Below are 19,069 nucleotides of genomic sequence, written 5' to 3' on the forward strand. Positions count from 1 at the left end.
AATTTAATTATGTTAATTTTTAGAAAAATAGTTAAATAATGATATAATATTTATATTGTATAATCCTTATATTCATCAAAATAACTTTTGGCATTTGTAATTACGATATTATTAAATAAATTAATTTCAATATAATTTATATCTTTAAGAAGTGAATATATTTCATCATTAGATATTTGTAAATTCAGCATATTTTTTATGTCTTCCAGAGAATATAATAATTTTATTTTTATATCATCATTAAATAAGGTTTCTATTTTTAATATAGAATAAATCAAAACAATAATTTTTTCTTTTATATTTTTTTTATTTAATGCTTTTATTTTTAATATTGCAGTTATAATTTTTATAGAATTCATTTTTATATAATCTAATCTTAAATCAATATTAGTATATAATTTTTTTATAAAATCATTATATGTTAATATTTCTATTACTGACTCTTCAAGCACTATTGCAGTTATAAATAATGGTTTATATTCCAATTTAGGATTTACAAAGTTTAAAATATGATTGCTTTTATATATAACTCCTGCTGTCTGCTTTGAATTAATTATATTATATATTCCAATTTTTCCGGATTTTATAAAGTAAATATTATTAATAATATCAAGTTCAGTGTACAAACAATAGCCTTTTGAAAATTTATATATATTTTTATCAACTTTTATAGGTTCATCAGCCGGTTTTAATTTTTTTAAGAACTCTATTACATCATCACAATTTTCACAATGTTTAAATATATTTATATGAGAAATGCAAAGTTTATAGCAGGCATCTTCAAAGCCATTATTTTTATATATTTCAGCCATTAGTAATGTATCTTCTTTATTATACAAATCTATTTTTTTATTGATTAAAATACTATAATATTTACTAAGCCATACTTCAATAGTAAACAATAAATAATTGGATATTCTTTTAATAATATTTTTATTATTAATATTCTTTATATTTTCTATTTTTATCTCTAATAGTTCACAGTCTTCTATCGCTTCTATTGAAGAAAAATAAGGTTCATTTGTTATAGATGATATTAAACCTATAATATCGCCATTTTTACTAAAAAAATTAGAGTCTTTTATAAAATTATTATAAGATATTGTTTTACCTCTTATGATTATATAAAAATAGTTTTCTGGTTTTTTATTATTTTTGAATATTATAGATGATTTAGGATATTTTATTGTCTTGTGTCTTGTGTCTTGTGTCTTGTGTCTTGTGTCTTGTGTCTTGTGTCTTGTGTCTTGTGTCTTGTGTCTTGTGTCTTGTGTCTTGTGTCTTGTGTCTTGTGTCTTGTGTCTTGTGTCTTGTGTCTTGTGTCCATAGCTAAAAATGATAATAATATAATTATAACAGATTATATATTTTATTTTAATTATGTCAATAAGAAATTAACAATACTCTGTTTTTTCATTAAATGAAGCTATTTTACCGCTTTCAATATGCTCGTCCATAAGAATATTAACTATTTCATCTGCACGATTATTTTCTTTATTATTTGAATGACCTTTTACTTTTATAAACTCTATATTATGTTTACTTGACAATTCAATCAATTTAAGCCAATACTCTTTATTCTCAACAGGCTTCTTATCGCTTTTTATCCAATTATTTTTCTGCCAAGAATATATCCATTTGGTCATACCATTAACCAAATATGCACTGTCGCTATGAAGTTTAATGTTATGAGAATGCTTAAGCCTTTCAAGTGCCTTAATAGCCGCTTTCATCTCCATTCTATTATTTGTAGTATTATCCTCGCTTTCACCAATCTCAAGGCGAAGATTATGCTTTTCACTTATAAGTATCGCAGCCCAAGCACCAAGTCCGGGATTTCCTCTGCATCCGCCGTCTGTGTATATAATAATATCATCTTTTGTCATGAATTTTTTCTTATACTTATTTGAGATTTAAAAAAATTATGAAGCCAATAAATCAATTAATTTAGTATTTATTTCTTTTATTAAATTTTCTTTAGTATAATCTTTCTTTGATACAGAAAAACCAGATGCCTTAGGATGTCCTCCGCCTCCGAAACTTTCAGCAACTTCTCTAATATTTTTAGAACATCTGCTTCTTATACTCACTCTAAAATTATCTTCATTTTCATGAATAATAAAACCTATAAGAACATCGTCCATCTGAATAAGTGTATCTGAAGCACTAACCGCAAGCTCTTTTATACTAGTACCGCAAATATTATCTTCCAAACATATATAACCTATTTTTTTATTATCATCTATAACCATTCTTCTGTATATTTCCATTAAAGCCGCAACATCATTTTTAGTATATCTCTTTCTCACAACATTACCAAGATTTTCCTGTATAATCCCTACTTTCATTAATTTAGAGCCATAAAGTAAAGTTCTATCTGTTGTATTGCTGAATATAAAACTTCCTGTATCAGTACAAATACCGCAGTAAAGAAGAGTTGCTATATAAGAATCAAATTTTTCTAAATAGTCTTGAAATATATCAACTATTATCTCACAAGTAGCACCTGCAGTAGTATCATCATAAAACATAGTAACACCATTAATATTTCTAACTTTATGATGATCTATAAATATTACTTCATTATACTCATTTAATATTTCAGAAATCCAGCCGATTCTATCTATATCTCCTGAATCAAGAACAACCAAAACATCTTTTTTAGGTAAAGTATTTTCATTTACATCAAAAATTACTTTATCAACAAACATTACATTATGCAAATCTCTTTGCATTTTATCAGTATTTACAACATAAGCATTCTTATTAAAGATATTTTTGAGAATTAAAGATAAAGCAAGTCCTGAACATATACAATCACAATCGGGATTCCTATGCCCTGTAATAGTAACATTATCAGCATTTGAAAGCCTATCTATTATTTGTTTTTTTGATACAGTTAAATTATTATTTTCCATATATGATTAATTTTCTTCCGGTATATCCAAATTTTTTATATCAGTTAATACTTTATTTGTTTCTATTAAATTTTTGTCATAATGAAATGTCAAATTGGGAACATACCTAATAGTAAGCTGCTTTTTGAGATAAGAAAATATGACTCCCTTCGCACTATTAAGTCCGTTAAGAACCTCATTTTGCTTATCCTCATGCAAGCATACAAAATATACTTTAGCATTCTTTAAATCTTTTGCGGTATCTACTTTAGTGATAGTTACAAGATTATTTTTTATTCTAGGATCTTCTATTTCTCTCATTATAATCATAGAGAGAGTCTGTTTGATATTTTCATTTACTCTAAGTATTCTATGCGAAGACATATTAATATTTGCTTACTTTACTATAGAATTATTAACAGTATTAGTTAAATCATCAAGCTCATCTTTAACAAAAACTTTATCTATATCAACTAAGATAATCATCTGCTCATTAGCTTTAACCAATCCCATTATATATCTGCTGTCTATTCCAACATGCATATCTATATCTTCTTGAATATTTTCACTATTTATAGTAAGAACATCTGATACAGAGTCAACAACCAAACCATATTTTTTATCGCCTATCGCTACAACTACAATTACGCAGTTTTCAGGATTCATAGGTTCATCAAAATGGAATCTTGCTCTTAAATCTATAACAAGAATTATAGTACCTCTCAAATTAATAATACCTTTCAAATAATCAGGACAGTTTGGAATTGGAGAAGGCTGCATAAAATTTAATATTTCCTGAACTTTTAATATATCTATTCCGTATAATTCGTTATTTATCTTAAATACAAGTATTTGATTTGATATGGCACTGCTCATGTTATCTCCTTTAAATCATATTAAGAATTATAATATATAATGTACATAAGTCAAGTAATTTTATTATTGTTTTTATCCATTTTATACTATATTTAATAAAAATACAATACATTTAATTAATTCTTATAAAAGTATAATATAAAGCTGAATTATTATTTAATTATTGTCATTATAGATTATAGCATTAACATCATAGAATATAAAAATAAATAATATATTTTTATTAATATATTACTTGCTTTGAAGTTCTTTAACCTTATTTTTTATATCCAAAACTATTTCTTCAATAGAAGTTTTATTAAGGAAGTCGATTTTTTTACCATAATTTTCTAATAATGCTTTTTCATCTTCAGTTTTTATAGCTTTAGCAGATATTATTCTTTTAAGCATATACATCATCAATGCATGATGAAGTTTTAACTTATCAAAATCTATACTTCCTCTTAAAAAATAAAATTTCATATTTTCTTTCTCATCTGATTTAAAATTCTGATTAACAGCATTATTATAAGTTTCTTTATCTTCAGGATTAGTAAGTCCCACTATCACACAGTATAAATTTTTTCTACCCTTTAATTTAGCATAGAATTTTTTTATACCTTTAGCAGATGAAAGTTTTCCGGCATACAAAGCACCAGCAAATACTATAAAATCATAAGTATCCAAATTTTGAAAAGTTACATTATCAATATTATAAAGATCTCCATGAACTTTATCAGCTATCCATTTAGCATAAGTTCTTGTAGTACCATATTTACTTTTATAAAGCACAGCAATTTTATTTGACATAATATTTTCCTTCTATCCATAAATAAAAATTGTTCGCCTAAAGTCTCCACCAAGGAAACTTGTCGGACGCTCACAATTTTTAATATTTTCTTTCTATCTATAAATAAAAATTGTTCGCCTAAAGTCTCCGCCAAGGAAACTTGTCGGACGCTCACAATTTTTAATATTTTCCTTCTATCTATAAATAAAAATTGTTCGACCAAAATATCTGCCGAGTAAACTTATTATATATTAAAAGTTTTTTAATTATAACTTTTCTATTTCTTCTATACTTAACCCAGTTAATTCACTAATAAGATTAATTTCCATGTTTTTATTTTTCATATTTCTAGCTGTTAATAATTGATTTTCTTTAATACCTTCTTTTTTTCCTTCTGCCCTTTCATACTGAAGCATGGCAGCCTGACCATAAAGAAAAGTATCTCTTTCATTATATGCTGACATCTCTTTTTCATCAGCTACAAATCTTTTATATTTATCTATTACCTTACTCATGACTCTATTTCCTCCTATTAGTCTATTAATATCTTTTTCTAAATCTTTAGTAGTAAAAAAATCAATCCAAGATAAAAGATTATTTCTATTATATTCATCTATACTAGCATTTTTTAATATTTCTGCAAATCTTTTAATCTCTATAAAATGTATCTGAAAATCATCTAATTTAAGGCTAGGATTATTAATATCTGATAATTGAAGACATTTATGTTCTTTTTTTATATCAGTTTCACTTCCTATATTTAAATTAAAATTTAAAAAACTAATACTAATCATCTGATTTATATTAATATAATTCTCATTCTCTTTTAATTCAGAAGCTATATTTTTTGCTATATAATATAATATTCTTTTTATAAAATTATTATTTCCTATCAGCTGTATTTCAATAAGTATCTTTTTACCGTCTTTAGTTTTTGCTTTAACATCTAATATTGATTCTTTTAAATTCTCATTTTCTGCTAAGTTATAAGGATTAATAATTTCAAGGTTTCTTACAGATTCAAAACCCGCATCATTCAAAACAGCATTAACAATATTTTCTAATATATCTTCATCACCTTCAGTACCAATTAGATATCGTACAAATAAATCATTAAGTCTGTTAATTTCTTTCATAGTCTTATTATACTAAAAATAATTTGTTTTGTCTATATCAAATATTAGCAGCATAAGAAACTACCCCATTAACTATTTCTTCTCTCACCTTTCCGCTTTCAGCTAATTTTTTTAATAATTCACTTACTCTATTTTCATCTTCATTAAAACTAATAGCTATCATGTGAACTGTATCAGGCTGTCTTATCAAAAAATTTATTATATCTTCTTCTGTAATTTTTTTAGTATTTCCTTTAGCCTTATCAGAAATACTAGGGACATCTATTTCAATACTGCAATTTGCTTCAAAATATTTCTTTGCCTTTTCCATTTCTTCATCATTCAATGCCTTAGCTTTTTCATTTGAAGTTCTTCTTGTAGCACTAACAAGCTGTACTCTGTCAGGTTTTATTTTATTTACTATCTTGATTATATCATCAAGTTCTTCTTTACTATCATTAATACCTTTAAGCAAAAATACTTCAAGCCAATACTCACCTTTAAAAACTTTCCTAAACTCTATAAGACCATTAACCATTTTATCAAAATCAATTTCCTTATTAGGCTGATCTATTATCTTAAAAGTATCAATGTTGCCGGCATCAAGCGAAGGTATAACCAAATCTGCAATAAGCAAATCAGAACGCATTTCCTGTTTATAAAGCAAAGAACCATTTGTTATAATGCATACAGGAATATCAGTTATTTGTTTTATTTCATAAATAAGTTTCTTTAAATCTTTATATAAAGTAGGCTCTCCTGAACCTGCAAATGTTATATAATCAATATTTTTGTTATTAAGCAAAGCCTCTTTTAATTCATAAATTATTTCATCAACAGAATAATAATTGGAAAGATTAGTTTTAGTATTTTCTTCAGAACCCAATTGACAGTATATACAATTATAACTGCAGGTCTTATGAGGTATAACATCTATTCCCAAAGAGTTTCCAAGCCTTTTTGAAACTACCGGTCCAAATACTCTTTTTGTTTTTAACTTTGATTTAGTTTTATTCTGATTAAGAAGCAAAGGCTCTTTAGTTTCTTTTTTAGTATTACCATATCTTTCTTCATTTGCTTTGTAAAATGCATTTGTTACTTTATCAAGAAGTTCATCGTCTAAACTAAATACTGACAAAGCAAATATTTCAGGCTCTTCATAATGAGTTTCTTTATTATTTTTATATTCTTTTTTTACTGCTTTTTCTATAGCCTTTACTTTTTCTTTTATCTCATCTTCTTCAAGCATATCAGTTTTATTTAGTACTATAATAGACCTTTTCTTTATTAATTCTTTACTGTATTGTTTTAATTCATTTCTAAGTTTTTTATAAGTATCAACTACATCTTCATCTGTTAAATCTATAACAAAGCATAAAGCACCTGTTCTTTCAATATGTCTTAAAAAAGTAAGTCCAAGTCCTGCACCTTCGCTAGCACCTTCTATAATGCCCGGAATATCAGCAATAACAAAACTTCTCTCATAATCTAAATAACATACTCCCAAATTAGGTGTTAATGTAGTAAATGGATATGATGCAATTTTAGGATTGGCTCTTGTAAGCCTAGCAAGCAAACTAGATTTACCTGCATTAGGCATGCCTACAAGTCCAATATCGGCAATGAGCTTAACCTCTAACCTTATATTTAATTTTTCGCCTTCCAAACCATGCTGAGCATAGTCTGGTGCCTGATTTGTAGCTGTGGCATAAAATTTATTTCCTTTACCGCCCTTGCCTCCTCTTGCTGCAGTATAGCTTTGTCCGTCCTCAAGTAAATCAGCTAATATATTATTTGTATCTTCATCATAAATAACTGTGCCTATAGGGACTCTTATAATAATATCATCGCCTCTTTTACCATCGCTCAGCCTTGCCCGTCCCGGCTCTCCGTCTCTTGCTCTGAATTTTTTTCTGCTTTTTATTTTACCAAAACTATTTATTCTAGCATCAACTCTTACTATAACATCTCCGCCGTCTCCGCCGTTTCCTCCGTCAGGACCGCCCATAGGTACATGTGCCTCTCTTCTGAAACTTACACTTCCTGCCCCTCCATGTCCTGCTTCTATATAAAAATTTACTACATCTATAAATTGATCCATTTTCTTATTACCTTGTATAGTTTAATTATTATTTTCTTTATAAGAATTATTTATTATATTATAAAAAATCATTTTAGCAATGCTAATAAATATATTATTTATTAATAAAAATAGAATTTTAATGATGCTGTGTTCTGAAATATATAAAAATATTAATTATCTTAATTTGATTATAATATCAACTCTTCTGTTTTTTCTTCTTCCATCTGCTGTATCATTAGAAGCTATAGGAGCATCATCGGCAAAACCTTTATAAGATAATTTATCATGTTCAAGATTAGGCAGCATATAGTCAGCAACTGATTTTGCTCTTTTTTCGGATAATTCCTGATTATACTCTTTTCTTCCTGTATTATCAGTATGTCCCTCTACTATAATTTCTCTATCAGGATAAGTTTCTTTGATTGCTTTAATAATGTTGTCTATAGTAGTTTTTGCTTCCGGCTTTAAAGTATAAGAATCAGTATCAAAAAGAATCTCGCCAAGTCTTAATACTAAACCTTCAGGTACTGTATCTATAGTAACATTATCATCATTATAAAGATTATCTTCAAGTTTTTTTCTGTTATAATCTTCTTCTTCTTTTGTTATTGTATCATAAATTTTGTATGTACTTATAATATTCATCTTATACTGCAAACTAGCATAAGATAATTCTTTTCCGTAACCAAATAATATTTGATATCTTTCCTGCTGAGATACGGGAATATTTTTTTCCATATCCCAAAGAAATGTACCATAATTAAAGCCGTATATTCTTTCAGGATAACCTTTTCTTGAAAGTCCTGCCTGAAGTAAATCTTTATCAGTCATAATATGATATTGTATAACAGCATTTCTGCTTCCATCATCATTAGTCTCAACATTTGCAAATAAATAATCTGAAGATAAAGCCATTGTTAAATTAGGTGCATTATTTACTTTAACAATTTCTATAGACTCTCTATTCCATGATTCAGTAAGTTTTATTTCATTATCAGGAAAAGTAGGTACATGTCTTACATTAGGCATAAAATAATTATATGGAACTTCAAATTTACCATTAGTATGAATTATAAAATCGCTTGTATATTCTTCATCGAGATGAAAAACTTTATCTCCTTTCATCATTCTAAATATTTTAAATACGCCGCTTACTCTATATCCTCCCTTAGGAGCTATGGCAATAACAGTTAAATCAACAATATTTCTTTCTTTGTATGTGCTTGTTAATATACCATTTTCATAATATTCTACATCGGCGGTTTTAACTGATTCTATTCTTTTTCCTTTTTCTAAATTCCAATAGAATCTATGAGTTATTTCACAATTTAAAATATTAAAAATTAAAATAGAAAATATAAAAACAAATAAACTAACTCTTTTCATAAAATAAATATTCAATAAATTATTTTTTACTTTTAGCACTTTCTTTTCTTAATTCTTTTATTCTTCTCTTTTCTTCTTTAATTCTCTCTTTCTCTGCTTTGCGTTCTAATTTAAGTCTTTTTCTATCTACTTTAACTGTCTTAATCTTCTCTTTTTCTATATCCTCTTCAGTTTTTTCTGTTTTGAAAGAAATTACTAATTTATAAAGCTGCAAAAATATATATTGCAATTCTTTAATTCTTTTATCCATTGTCTCCATATTATGACTGCTTGTACTAGACAAATTAGATACATTTTCTATTGAATTTACTAGCTCTTTCATCTCATTTTCAGCTGTATTGACTACATTAACTACATCTTCTGCCAATTTATCTACGCTAGAAATATTCTGGCTTACCGCTGAACTCATCTGCATTTGTTTAAGAGAAAGTTCCTGTACATCTTCTGTAATATTATTCAAGTTACTAATATTCATTAATATCTCTCTTCTTCCTATATCAAGTTCATCATTGGCACCTGATATTGTAGATATTAAATCCGCAAGAGTATTAGAACCTTCCAAAATCTTCTCCATAGACTCAGAACTTTTAAATGCCAAAGATACTGTATGATCTATAGCCTGCGTTGTTTCCTCAATTATATCATTAATAATTTTGGAGTTTTCGCCTGTATCTTCTGCTAATTTTCTAATCTTATCAGCTACAACCGTAAATCCTCGTCCATGTTCTCCAGCATGTGCTGCCTCTATTGCGGCATTCATTGCTAAAAGGTTTGTCTGTTCTGCTATATTATGTATTACTTGTGTAATATTAGTTATCTGTTTAGAATATTCTTTAATGCTTTGTATAGAATCTACTACTGATTCCCCTATATTACTGCCGTCTTGAGCCTCTGTATATAGAATTTTAGCATAATCATTTGCCTTAGTTGCTCCATGACTTACTGTTACAATATTAGCCATCATCTGCTGCACCGAACTGCTAGTCTTAGCTACTGCCTCTGACTGCTGCTTCATTTTATTATTAATATCATTAATATTATCTAATAATAACTGTACTGTCTCATTTACTGCTGTGAATCTAGTTCGCTGCATAAAACTTACTCTGGCAGCATTAGCTGAAGATTCTGCTATCTTATTGGAATTAGCTAACTCTGTTTCAAATTCTTTATAAATAGTATTAAAATCGCTGATACTTATACTAATAGAAGCTCTCATGTTTTGAATATTTCCTGTTAAAGTATAAGCATTATTTTTAACACTAACTATAATATTTTTTACTTTATCTAAAAACTTATTAAAAGAATGTACTAATTCTCCGGTTTCATTATTACTGATAACAGGAAGTCTGATTGTTAAATCACCTTCACCCTCACTCAATGACTCTGACACATTCTTAGCAAATACTAAAGTTTTTCTTAAAGAAAGTATTAACGCTAATATAACTAATAAAAATGCGAATAAACCTACATATATTGCTATAGAGGCTTTTATTATAGTATTTCTGAATAATTTGTTTTCATAAGCGATATTATGCTCCCACATATTTATAACATTTAAATTATTAAACAGAGCATATTTTATAGCAAGCACATTAGAATCTTCAAAAGAAATAACATTTAAATCCACTATACTGCTTCTGTAATTATCAGACTGATTATTTTTTATTTCTATACCAACCGCACTTCCATCCAAATCCCTTTGAACATTACCTATTAATGAAGGATTATTAGAAGCTTTGATATTATATAAATCATCTGTTAAAAATATATTCAAATTTTTATTAATCTCATCGTTTGATAATACATCTAAATATACAGAACTTTTTATCTCCATAGCGATAAATCCTATATTTCTATTGTTGAGTAAAATAGGATTGTATATATAAAAAGTATCCGCATTAGAGGTTATATCTATCAAAAAATTAGTTTCTGAGGATAATTTTGCGGAATAATTAGCAGCTAAATTCGGTCTTAAATTTGTATTAACATTAGCTAAATTATTTATATCATATTCCCAATTTATAGATAAATTATTAATTCCATTAGTATTAATATTGATATTAACATTTTCAATATCCACTATATATATATAGATAGATGATATATTATTATCATTAGCATATCTAGTACTTAAATAAGTCGATAATAAATCAGTATAATCATTTAAAGTATAATTATATCTATATATCATATTCATATATGATATTATATTATCAGATATTGTAACATATTTTCCTATCGAATCTGAAATATTATTAATAAAATCATTAGCATAACTTTTTTTTACTGTAATATCATATTCTCTGTCATAAACTATCTCAGATCTGTAATGCATACCATTAATTAAAGTAACTATAAATATTACTATAGCCATTGATACAGGCAAGAAATTATATATCATAGGGAGATAATATTCTCTTTTTCCTGTTTTTTTGTATAATGGTCTTACTAAGATATTAAAGATTATAGAAGCAACAGACATAGCCATACTAATTAAAAATATAACCATTATAAGCCGTATATTAAATATTTCAAATAATGTAATGCTTCCATCTAATATATATATAGTGTATGAAATAATTGCCACTAAAATTACAGCAATACCCGATTTTATGACATATATTTTTCCTAAGGGTATAGATTTTCCCCTTTCAACATTTAAACAATCAAAAAACATACTTACTGCTATAGATAAAGCTAAAAAGACTATAAATATATATATATACCCTCTTAATGAACTTGAAAGCAGATAAATTGTTTTCAATAAAACAGAATATGAACCAACTGAAACTGCAGCTACTATAAGAAATCCAATCGGTATATAAAATTTTAATCTTTTTTTTAATCTATCTTCATTTACTTGAAAAAGCATATTATACAACCTACAAAATATTTTTATACTATTAAACTTATCGGTATAATACTATTATTATTTAGAAATAATATCATTAATTAGACATAGTTTTAGCCTTAGAAACCGCCTCCTCTATAGAACCTACAAATCTGAAAGCCTGATCTGGTAAATCATCATAATCACCATTACATATACCTTTAAAACTTCTTATAGTATCTTCTAATTTTACATATCTTCCTTGAAGACCTGTAAACTGCTCACCTACAAAGAAAGGCTGACTCAAAAACTGTTCAATTTTTCTTGCTCTTGATACTATTAATTTATCATCTTCTGAAAGCTCATCAGCACCAAGTATGGCAATAATATCCTGTAAGTCTTTATATCTTTGCAATATATGCTGTACTTTTCTTGCAACATCATAATGCTCCTGACCTAATATGTTAGGATCCAATATTCTGCTTGTTGAAGCTAAAGGATCTACTGCAGGATAAATCCCTTTTTCACTAACCTCTCTTGATAATACAGTAGTAGCATCAAGGTGAGTAAATGCTGTAGCAGGTGCCGGATCTGTAAGGTCGTCTGCCGGTACATAAACCGCCTGTATTGAAGTAATAGAGCCGTTTTTAGTAGATGTTATTCTTTCCTGTAATGCCCCCATTTCTGTTGCTAAAGTAGGCTGATATCCAACTGCTGAAGGCATACGGCCGAGTAATGCTGATACCTCACTTCCTGCCTGAGTAAATCTGAATATATTGTCTATAAATAATAATACATCTAAGCCGGCAGAATCCCTGAAATATTCAGCCATAGTCAAAGCAGATAAAGCAACTCTAAGTCTAGCTCCCGGAGGTTCATTCATCTGACCATAAACAAGACAAGTCTTATTAATAACCCCAGACTCTTTCATCTCTGACCATAAATCATTTCCTTCTCTAGTTCTCTCACCAACTCCTGCAAATACAGAATAACCTCCATGCTCACTTGCTATATTATGTATAAGCTCCATTATGAGAACTGTTTTTCCTACTCCTGCCCCTCCGAAAAGACCTGTTTTACCGCCTTTAATATAAGGAGCAAGCAAATCTATAACCTTAATACCTGTTTCAAATATTTCAAGTTTAGGCTCTAATGTCTCAAATTTAGGAGGCGAAGCATGTATAGACCTGTATTCTTTAGCAGCTATAGGCTCACCTTTATCTACAGTCTGTCCTAATACATTAAATATCCTTCCTATAGTTTCTGTTCCAACCGGTACCATTATATGATTACCGGTATCAAATATATCATCTCCTCTTGATATACCGTCTGTAGATTCTAAAGATATAGCTCTTACTCTACCTCCGCCTAAATGCTGCTGTACTTCACAAATTATATGTCTTTGAACACCTTCTATTTCTTTATCTATATAAAGAGCATTCAATATAGCTGGAAGATGTCCTTCTTCAAACTCAGCATCTAAGGTAGAACCTACAACCTGAATAACTTTTCCTCTTTTTCCTTCTACCATAAAACATTCCTTAATTTTTTTTATATATTTTATATCTATTGATAACTTATTCAAGTACTTTAACCATTTCTTTATGAATTTTTTTATTACTTGCTATATATTGTTCTTTAGAAAAAATATCATATTCTTCCATATTTATGTTGCTTACTGTACCTCCTGCCCGTTTTAATATAATAGTACCGGCACATATATCCCAAGGCGATAGCCCATATTCAAAAAATCCGTCCGCAGCACCTTCAGCAACCATACATATATCAAGTGCAGCAGAACCATCTCTTCTTAGAGCTAAAGTACTTTTTACCATATTAGCAAAATCTACCATTCTGTCATGAAGAAAATCATTATCAACACTAGCATTATAATAGAATCCTGTTATTATAAGAGATTCTATGAGTTTATTACTGCTGCTTACTCTTATAACTTTATTATTTTTATATGCTTTTGATTTTACATGAGCTTTATAAACTGTATTAGTTAAAGGAGCATATACGACACCTAATATAGGTATTCCCTTATAAGCAAGCCCTATTGATATACAGTAAAAAGGATAACCATGTATAAAATTGCTTGTTCCGTCTATAGGATCAACTATCCAAGTAAATTTTTTACTGTTATTATCTTTAGATTCTTCTCCGTAAAACCCAAATTTAGGATAGCATTTTAATAAATACTCTTTTATCTTCTTTTCATTTTGTAAATCTACTTCTGTAAATAAATCAGTTTTGCCTTTCTTTGATACTTTTTTCGGACATCCGAAATATTTTAAAGAATATTTCCCTGCTTTAATTGCTATACGCTCAGCATCTTTCAAACACTTATTTAATTTTGATTTAGACAGATGCTTTATTTCATTTAATGTATTATCATACTCAGAAAAATTTGATTTTTTCTTTTTACTAGAAAAACCATTTCTAAAAATATCTATAATATCATTTAACATATTACCTCCGATAAATTTTTGAATCTATTTTTTAGTTTCAGGTTCTCTGAAAAGCAAAAGAGATGGATTATCTTTTATTTTCTCACTAAATACTCTCAAATTATCAACTATTTCATTAAAATTAGTATGTATTTTAGGATCTTTCATTATAGCTCCTATAGTACCATTTCCTTTCTCTATATCATTTATAACATAAGATAAATCTCTGGCAATGTTGTTTACATATGATAAAGTAGCACTTACATTTGATATAGAATCATTAATATTAGTTTCATTATCAACTATAACAGCGGATATCAAATTTATAGTTTGCGAAAGATTGCTCACAACATCTGATAATTCTTGGAAATTTAAATCCTTACCTATATCGCCTATAGAACCTAATGTAGTTTCTATACTAAACGGTTCAACACCTTTTACTATTGTATTAGGTGCCATACTTGTCATACCGGTAGTGTTTATAGCAGGAGGAGATACCATTATATATTTTTCTCCAAGCCCTAATCCTACAGTTTGTATAGAGAATCTAGTTCCTACAGGAATTATAACATTTTTATCTGTGATAAATAAAGTTACTCTAATGGTACCGTCAGGATTTATAGCTATTTTTTCTATAAAACCTATTTGAATTCCGCCTCCTCTATAGGAAACCTTACCATTTTCCTGCAAATCGCCTATGAAAACATAGTCTACATATATTCTATATCCATCTCCCTTAAGTTTTATCTTACCTAACAATATTATAGCCCCTACAAATATAATAAATGTAACTATAAAAAATATACCTAATTTAATTTTATTTTTCATGATTTTTCCTTATCCTAAAATTATATTTTATTGTTATATATGAAATATATTAATCCTTCGGTCTAATACTCTCTATATCCTCTCCCTTTTTCGCTATACTGCTCATAAAAAAGAATTTCAAATGAGGATTATCTGTTTCATGCAAATGATCAGGATCGCCTCCCTCAATAATCTGTCCTTTATACAGCATAACAACCCTGTCAGACATTCTGAATACACTAGTCATATCATGAGTAATAACTATACTAGTAACATTAAGAATAGACTGCATCTTTACTATTAAATCATCTATAACCCTAGACATAACCGGATCCAAACCTGTTGTAGGTTCATCATAAAGAAGTATTTCGGGGTCCATTGCTATAGCCCTAGCCAATCCTACGCGTTTTTTCATTCCTCCGGAAAGCTCTGAAGGCATTTTATGTTCTATATTAGGCATTCCAACCATTTCAAGAACTTCTGCAACTTTGACCTTTATTCTCTCTTCAGGAATATCTTTCTTTATTCTTCTAAGTCCGAAACTCACATTTTCATACACATTTAATGAATCAAATAAAGCAGCCCCTTGAAATACCATAGCAAATTTTTTTCTTACTTCTGTAAGTTCATTATCAGAAATTCTATTAATATCATGACCGTCTACTAATATGGTACCGCTGTCCGGCTGAAGTAATCCCATTAAATGTTTTATAAGAACGCTTTTACCGCATCCTGAATTTCCTATGACAGATAAGGTTTCTCCTCTATTAACTTTAAGATTAACACCATTAAGCACTTTCTGACTACCAAAACTCTTATGCACATCTTTTAATTCTATTATATCATCCATATTATAAAGTTACCCTCAAAATTTTTATAATATCATCTGTTTTAATAAAATAATTTCCTAAACTAGCGGGAATCAAAACTGTTTTTCCAATATTAAGTTTAATAATATTATTTGCAATATCTGATTCTATTGAACCATTTCCTTCAAGCACTATAATTATTTCAAAACTTTCTTCATTAGTTTTTGAAGCATAATCTCTATTTATAATATATTCTTCTATTGTAAAATAATCATTAGAAAATACTATATTAATTTCCAATTTTTCATTTTTAAAACGATTTTTTTTATTAGATTTCAAATCAAAAGCATTAATATCTTTTATAACATTAAATGAGTCTTCTATATGAAGTTCTCTAAACTTACCATTTTTATCAGCTCTATTCCAATCATAAAGCCTATAAGTTACATCGCTAGGCGTTTGTATTTCAGCTATAACAGAATTACCAAGTATAGCATGTATACAGCCGCTAGGTATATAAAAAGCATCTCCCTTTTTTATATCAAAATAATTGAACATACCTTCTATATTTTCATTATTATTAAAAGATTTTATTAAATCCTCTTTTGAAATATTCTCTTTAAGTCCGATAAGAAGTTTGGCATCGCCGTAAGTCTCCATAACATACCACATTTCATTTTTACCATGTTTGTTATGTCTTTTATTAGCATATTCTTCATCTGGGTGAACTTGTATTGATAATTTATCTTTTGAATCTATTAATTTTATTAGTAATGGGAAATAATTATCCTTACATTTTGTTCCCAAAAGCTCAGAACCGTATTCTTTTACCAAATAAGATAAAGTTTTTCCTTTTAATTCCCCATTAGATACGATATTATTGTCATTAGGCAAATCGCAAATTTCCCAACTTTCACCTATAGTTTTATTTTTATCAAAAGGTTTTAAATACACTGAAGCTAAATAATTACCGCCCCAAATAACTTCTTTTTCTATTTCATCAAATTCAAGTAAATACATAGTCTAATTATATAAGATAAAATAAATAATTCAACAACTATAATCTAAAATATTTTTTTATCAAACTCTCTCCTATAATTTTTATTTTATTATTAAAAAGCAAATCAGCACATATACCATTTCCTTTTATTAAAACATTATTAAATTTTCCATTATATATTTCACCAAATCCGCAAGAAGGACTTCTCTCTTTAAGTACAGCTAATTCTGTTTTATATAATTTTGAAAGTTTTAATACTTCATTAGCTCCTTTAATAAAATTTTCTGTTACATCTTCATAGTCAATATTCATAACTCTGCCTTTAATTATTTCTGCATGTTTTCTAGGTGTAGAAAGCCCACCTAATTGTTCCGGACATACAGGAATGAGATTATACCCCATAGATATAACTTTTAAAAGCTCATCCGATTTATTATCTTTTCCGTCATATCTGCATTTTAATCCCAATAGGCAGGCACTTACTAATACATTCATGAAAATTCTCTCTCATAATTTATTTTTATTATATACTAAAAATAATTTTATTAACACTATTAAAAAATATATTACAAAATTAAGTAATCTTAATTTTTTTTATATTATATATTATTATATAATATAAATTTTACAAGTTTTTTATAAACCTTACCAAAAAATATAATTTATAAAAAAAATTGTAAAATTAATGAATGAATAATTAACTTGACAATAGTATTATATTAAATTATAATCTATCAAGATAATATTATTTTAAAATAAAAGAGGTTTTTTATCTATGTCAAAAGAATCATATAAAGATAGAATGGAAAAAGCAGTTTCAAGTTTACAAAACGATTTAAAAGGTATAAGAACAGGAAGAGCTAATGCTTCTATATTGGATGGAGTAAAAGTAGAGGCTTATGGAAGCAGTATGCCTCTAAAACAAGTAGGAAATGTTTCTACACCAGATTCAAAAACTATTATGATACAGCCATTCGATAAAGGTTTAGTCAGCGACATAGAAAAAGCTATATTAAAAGCAGATTTAGGTTTTAATCCTTTCAATGACGGCGGAAATATAAGAATAGTAGTACCAGAACTCACTAAAGAGAGAAGAGAAGAACTTAAAAAAGGAGTAAGACATAGAGGCGAAGAAGCTAAAATAGCTGTACGAAATATAAGAAGAGATGAAAATGATAAAATAAAAAAAGAATTAAAGGATAAAACTATCACTGAAGATGAATCAAAATCTCAGGAGAAAAAAATACAGAATGATACAGATTCATATATAAAAAAAATAGATGAAATGATTACTACAAAAGAAAAAGAATTAGACACTATATGATTACTGATGAGCCGAATATACCTGTACATGTGGCTATAATCATGGATGGCAATGGGAGATGGGCTAAATCTCATCATAAAAGCAGAAGTTTTGGGCATAGAGCCGGAAGCGAAAATGTAATTAATATAGTAGAAGCATGCTGCGAATTAAATATAAAATATTTAACTTTATATGCATTCTCAACAGAAAATTGGAAAAGACCTGAGGAAGAAAAAAAAGCATTATTTAAATTATTAAAAGAATTCTACAAAAAAGAAATTAAAAGGCTTATTTCAAATAATATCTTAGTAAAACATATAGGTGATATTACAGCATTTCCAAAAGATACTATAGAGACAATAGAAGAAACAGAAAAAGAAACTCTTGAAAAATGTAAAAATCCTATACTCACTGTTATATTAGCTTTAAATTACGGCTTCAGAGATGAATTAAAAAATGCCTTGAAAAATATATGCTATGATGCTAAAAACAATAAAATAGACATAGAAAATATTGATGAAAACTTCATTCAAAATTACCTGTATACAAAAGAAATACCGGATCCGGATCTTTTGATAAGAACTTCAGGAGAATACAGATTAAGTAATTTTCTGATGTATCAGGCATCATACAGCGAATTATACTTTACAGATATATTATGGCCTGACTTTTCTAAAGAATATTTCAAAAAAGCTATAGAAGAATACTCAAATAGAAACAGAAGATATGGAGGTCTATAAAAAT

The 19,069-nt window shown here is 27.6% G+C and carries 18 protein-coding genes; 2 read left to right on the top strand and 16 right to left on the bottom strand.

Going from position 1 to position 19,069, the window contains the following annotated elements:
• Positions 1-50: 50 nt before the first annotated feature.
• The 16 genes from BHAMNSH16_RS01525 to BHAMNSH16_RS01600 form a co-directional block, all read right to left on the bottom strand.
• On the bottom strand, positions 51-1,388 hold the full coding sequence (locus BHAMNSH16_RS01525) for a cyclic nucleotide-binding domain-containing protein (protein WP_338075852.1): 1,338 nt from the start codon (positions 1,386-1,388) through the stop codon (positions 51-53).
• A 6-nt stretch (positions 1,389-1,394) separates the two neighbouring features.
• Positions 1,395-1,886, bottom strand: a complete 492-nt coding sequence (gene rnhA / locus BHAMNSH16_RS01530) for a ribonuclease HI (RefSeq protein ID WP_008732824.1) — start codon at positions 1,884-1,886, stop codon at positions 1,395-1,397.
• 36 nt (positions 1,887-1,922) lie between these two features.
• Entirely contained in the window at positions 1,923-2,918 is a 996-nt protein-coding gene (locus BHAMNSH16_RS01535; RefSeq protein WP_008732827.1) for a DHH family phosphoesterase, read from the bottom strand.
• A 6-nt stretch (positions 2,919-2,924) separates the two neighbouring features.
• On the bottom strand, positions 2,925-3,281 hold the full coding sequence (rbfA, locus tag BHAMNSH16_RS01540) for a 30S ribosome-binding factor RbfA (RefSeq protein ID WP_008732830.1): 357 nt from the start codon (positions 3,279-3,281) through the stop codon (positions 2,925-2,927).
• A gap of 12 nt (positions 3,282-3,293) precedes the next feature.
• Positions 3,294-3,773, bottom strand: coding sequence for a chemotaxis protein CheW (locus BHAMNSH16_RS01545; RefSeq protein WP_008732832.1), 480 nt, complete (start codon positions 3,771-3,773; stop codon positions 3,294-3,296).
• Between the two features lie 231 nt (positions 3,774-4,004).
• On the bottom strand, positions 4,005-4,562 hold the full coding sequence (locus tag BHAMNSH16_RS01550) for a flavodoxin domain-containing protein (protein ID WP_008732833.1): 558 nt from the start codon (positions 4,560-4,562) through the stop codon (positions 4,005-4,007).
• Positions 4,563-4,808: 246 nt separating this feature from the next.
• On the bottom strand, positions 4,809-5,678 hold the full coding sequence (locus BHAMNSH16_RS01555; RefSeq protein ID WP_069731679.1) for an Rpn family recombination-promoting nuclease/putative transposase: 870 nt from the start codon (positions 5,676-5,678) through the stop codon (positions 4,809-4,811).
• Positions 5,679-5,715: 37 nt separating this feature from the next.
• On the bottom strand, positions 5,716-7,758 hold the full coding sequence (obgE, locus tag BHAMNSH16_RS01560; protein WP_008731204.1) for a GTPase ObgE: 2,043 nt from the start codon (positions 7,756-7,758) through the stop codon (positions 5,716-5,718).
• A gap of 156 nt (positions 7,759-7,914) precedes the next feature.
• Entirely contained in the window at positions 7,915-9,126 is a 1,212-nt protein-coding gene (locus BHAMNSH16_RS01565; protein ID WP_039954889.1) for an OmpA family protein, read from the bottom strand.
• A 19-nt stretch (positions 9,127-9,145) separates the two neighbouring features.
• The gene (locus BHAMNSH16_RS01570; RefSeq protein WP_069731678.1) at positions 9,146-11,998 is read right to left on the bottom strand and encodes a methyl-accepting chemotaxis protein; all 2,853 of its coding nucleotides are present in this window, start codon (positions 11,996-11,998) and stop codon (positions 9,146-9,148) included.
• A gap of 76 nt (positions 11,999-12,074) precedes the next feature.
• Positions 12,075-13,487, bottom strand: coding sequence for a F0F1 ATP synthase subunit beta (gene atpD / locus BHAMNSH16_RS01575; RefSeq protein ID WP_069727660.1), 1,413 nt, complete (start codon positions 13,485-13,487; stop codon positions 12,075-12,077).
• A gap of 46 nt (positions 13,488-13,533) precedes the next feature.
• Positions 13,534-14,427: an inositol monophosphatase family protein gene (locus BHAMNSH16_RS01580; protein WP_008729866.1), complete on the bottom strand. Its 894-nt coding sequence runs from the start codon at positions 14,425-14,427 to the stop codon at positions 13,534-13,536.
• A 24-nt stretch (positions 14,428-14,451) separates the two neighbouring features.
• Positions 14,452-15,234 (bottom strand): MlaD family protein, encoded by a 783-nt coding sequence (locus tag BHAMNSH16_RS01585; protein WP_008729864.1) that lies wholly within the window; start codon positions 15,232-15,234, stop codon positions 14,452-14,454.
• Between the two features lie 49 nt (positions 15,235-15,283).
• A complete protein-coding gene (locus BHAMNSH16_RS01590; RefSeq protein ID WP_008729863.1) occupies positions 15,284-16,063 on the bottom strand; it encodes an ABC transporter ATP-binding protein in 780 nt (259 codons plus the stop codon).
• 1 nt (position 16,064) lies between these two features.
• The gene (locus BHAMNSH16_RS01595) at positions 16,065-17,042 is read right to left on the bottom strand and encodes a type I phosphomannose isomerase catalytic subunit (RefSeq protein ID WP_069731677.1); all 978 of its coding nucleotides are present in this window, start codon (positions 17,040-17,042) and stop codon (positions 16,065-16,067) included.
• A gap of 37 nt (positions 17,043-17,079) precedes the next feature.
• Entirely contained in the window at positions 17,080-17,517 is a 438-nt protein-coding gene (locus tag BHAMNSH16_RS01600) for a 2-thiouracil desulfurase family protein (protein ID WP_069731676.1), read from the bottom strand.
• 280 nt (positions 17,518-17,797) lie between these two features.
• On the opposite strand from BHAMNSH16_RS01600, the gene frr reads away from it, so the two are divergent.
• On the top strand, positions 17,798-18,346 hold the full coding sequence (gene frr / locus BHAMNSH16_RS01605) for a ribosome recycling factor (protein ID WP_008729860.1): 549 nt from the start codon (positions 17,798-17,800) through the stop codon (positions 18,344-18,346).
• On the top strand, positions 18,343-19,065 hold the full coding sequence (locus BHAMNSH16_RS01610; protein WP_008729858.1) for an isoprenyl transferase: 723 nt from the start codon (positions 18,343-18,345) through the stop codon (positions 19,063-19,065). Before frr ends, BHAMNSH16_RS01610 begins: the two co-directional genes overlap by 4 nt.
• Positions 19,066-19,069 lie beyond the last annotated feature (4 nt).

It is taken from the genome of Brachyspira hampsonii (assembly GCF_002214805.1).
Taxonomy (GTDB): Bacteria; Spirochaetota; Brachyspiria; order Brachyspirales; family Brachyspiraceae; genus Brachyspira; species Brachyspira hampsonii.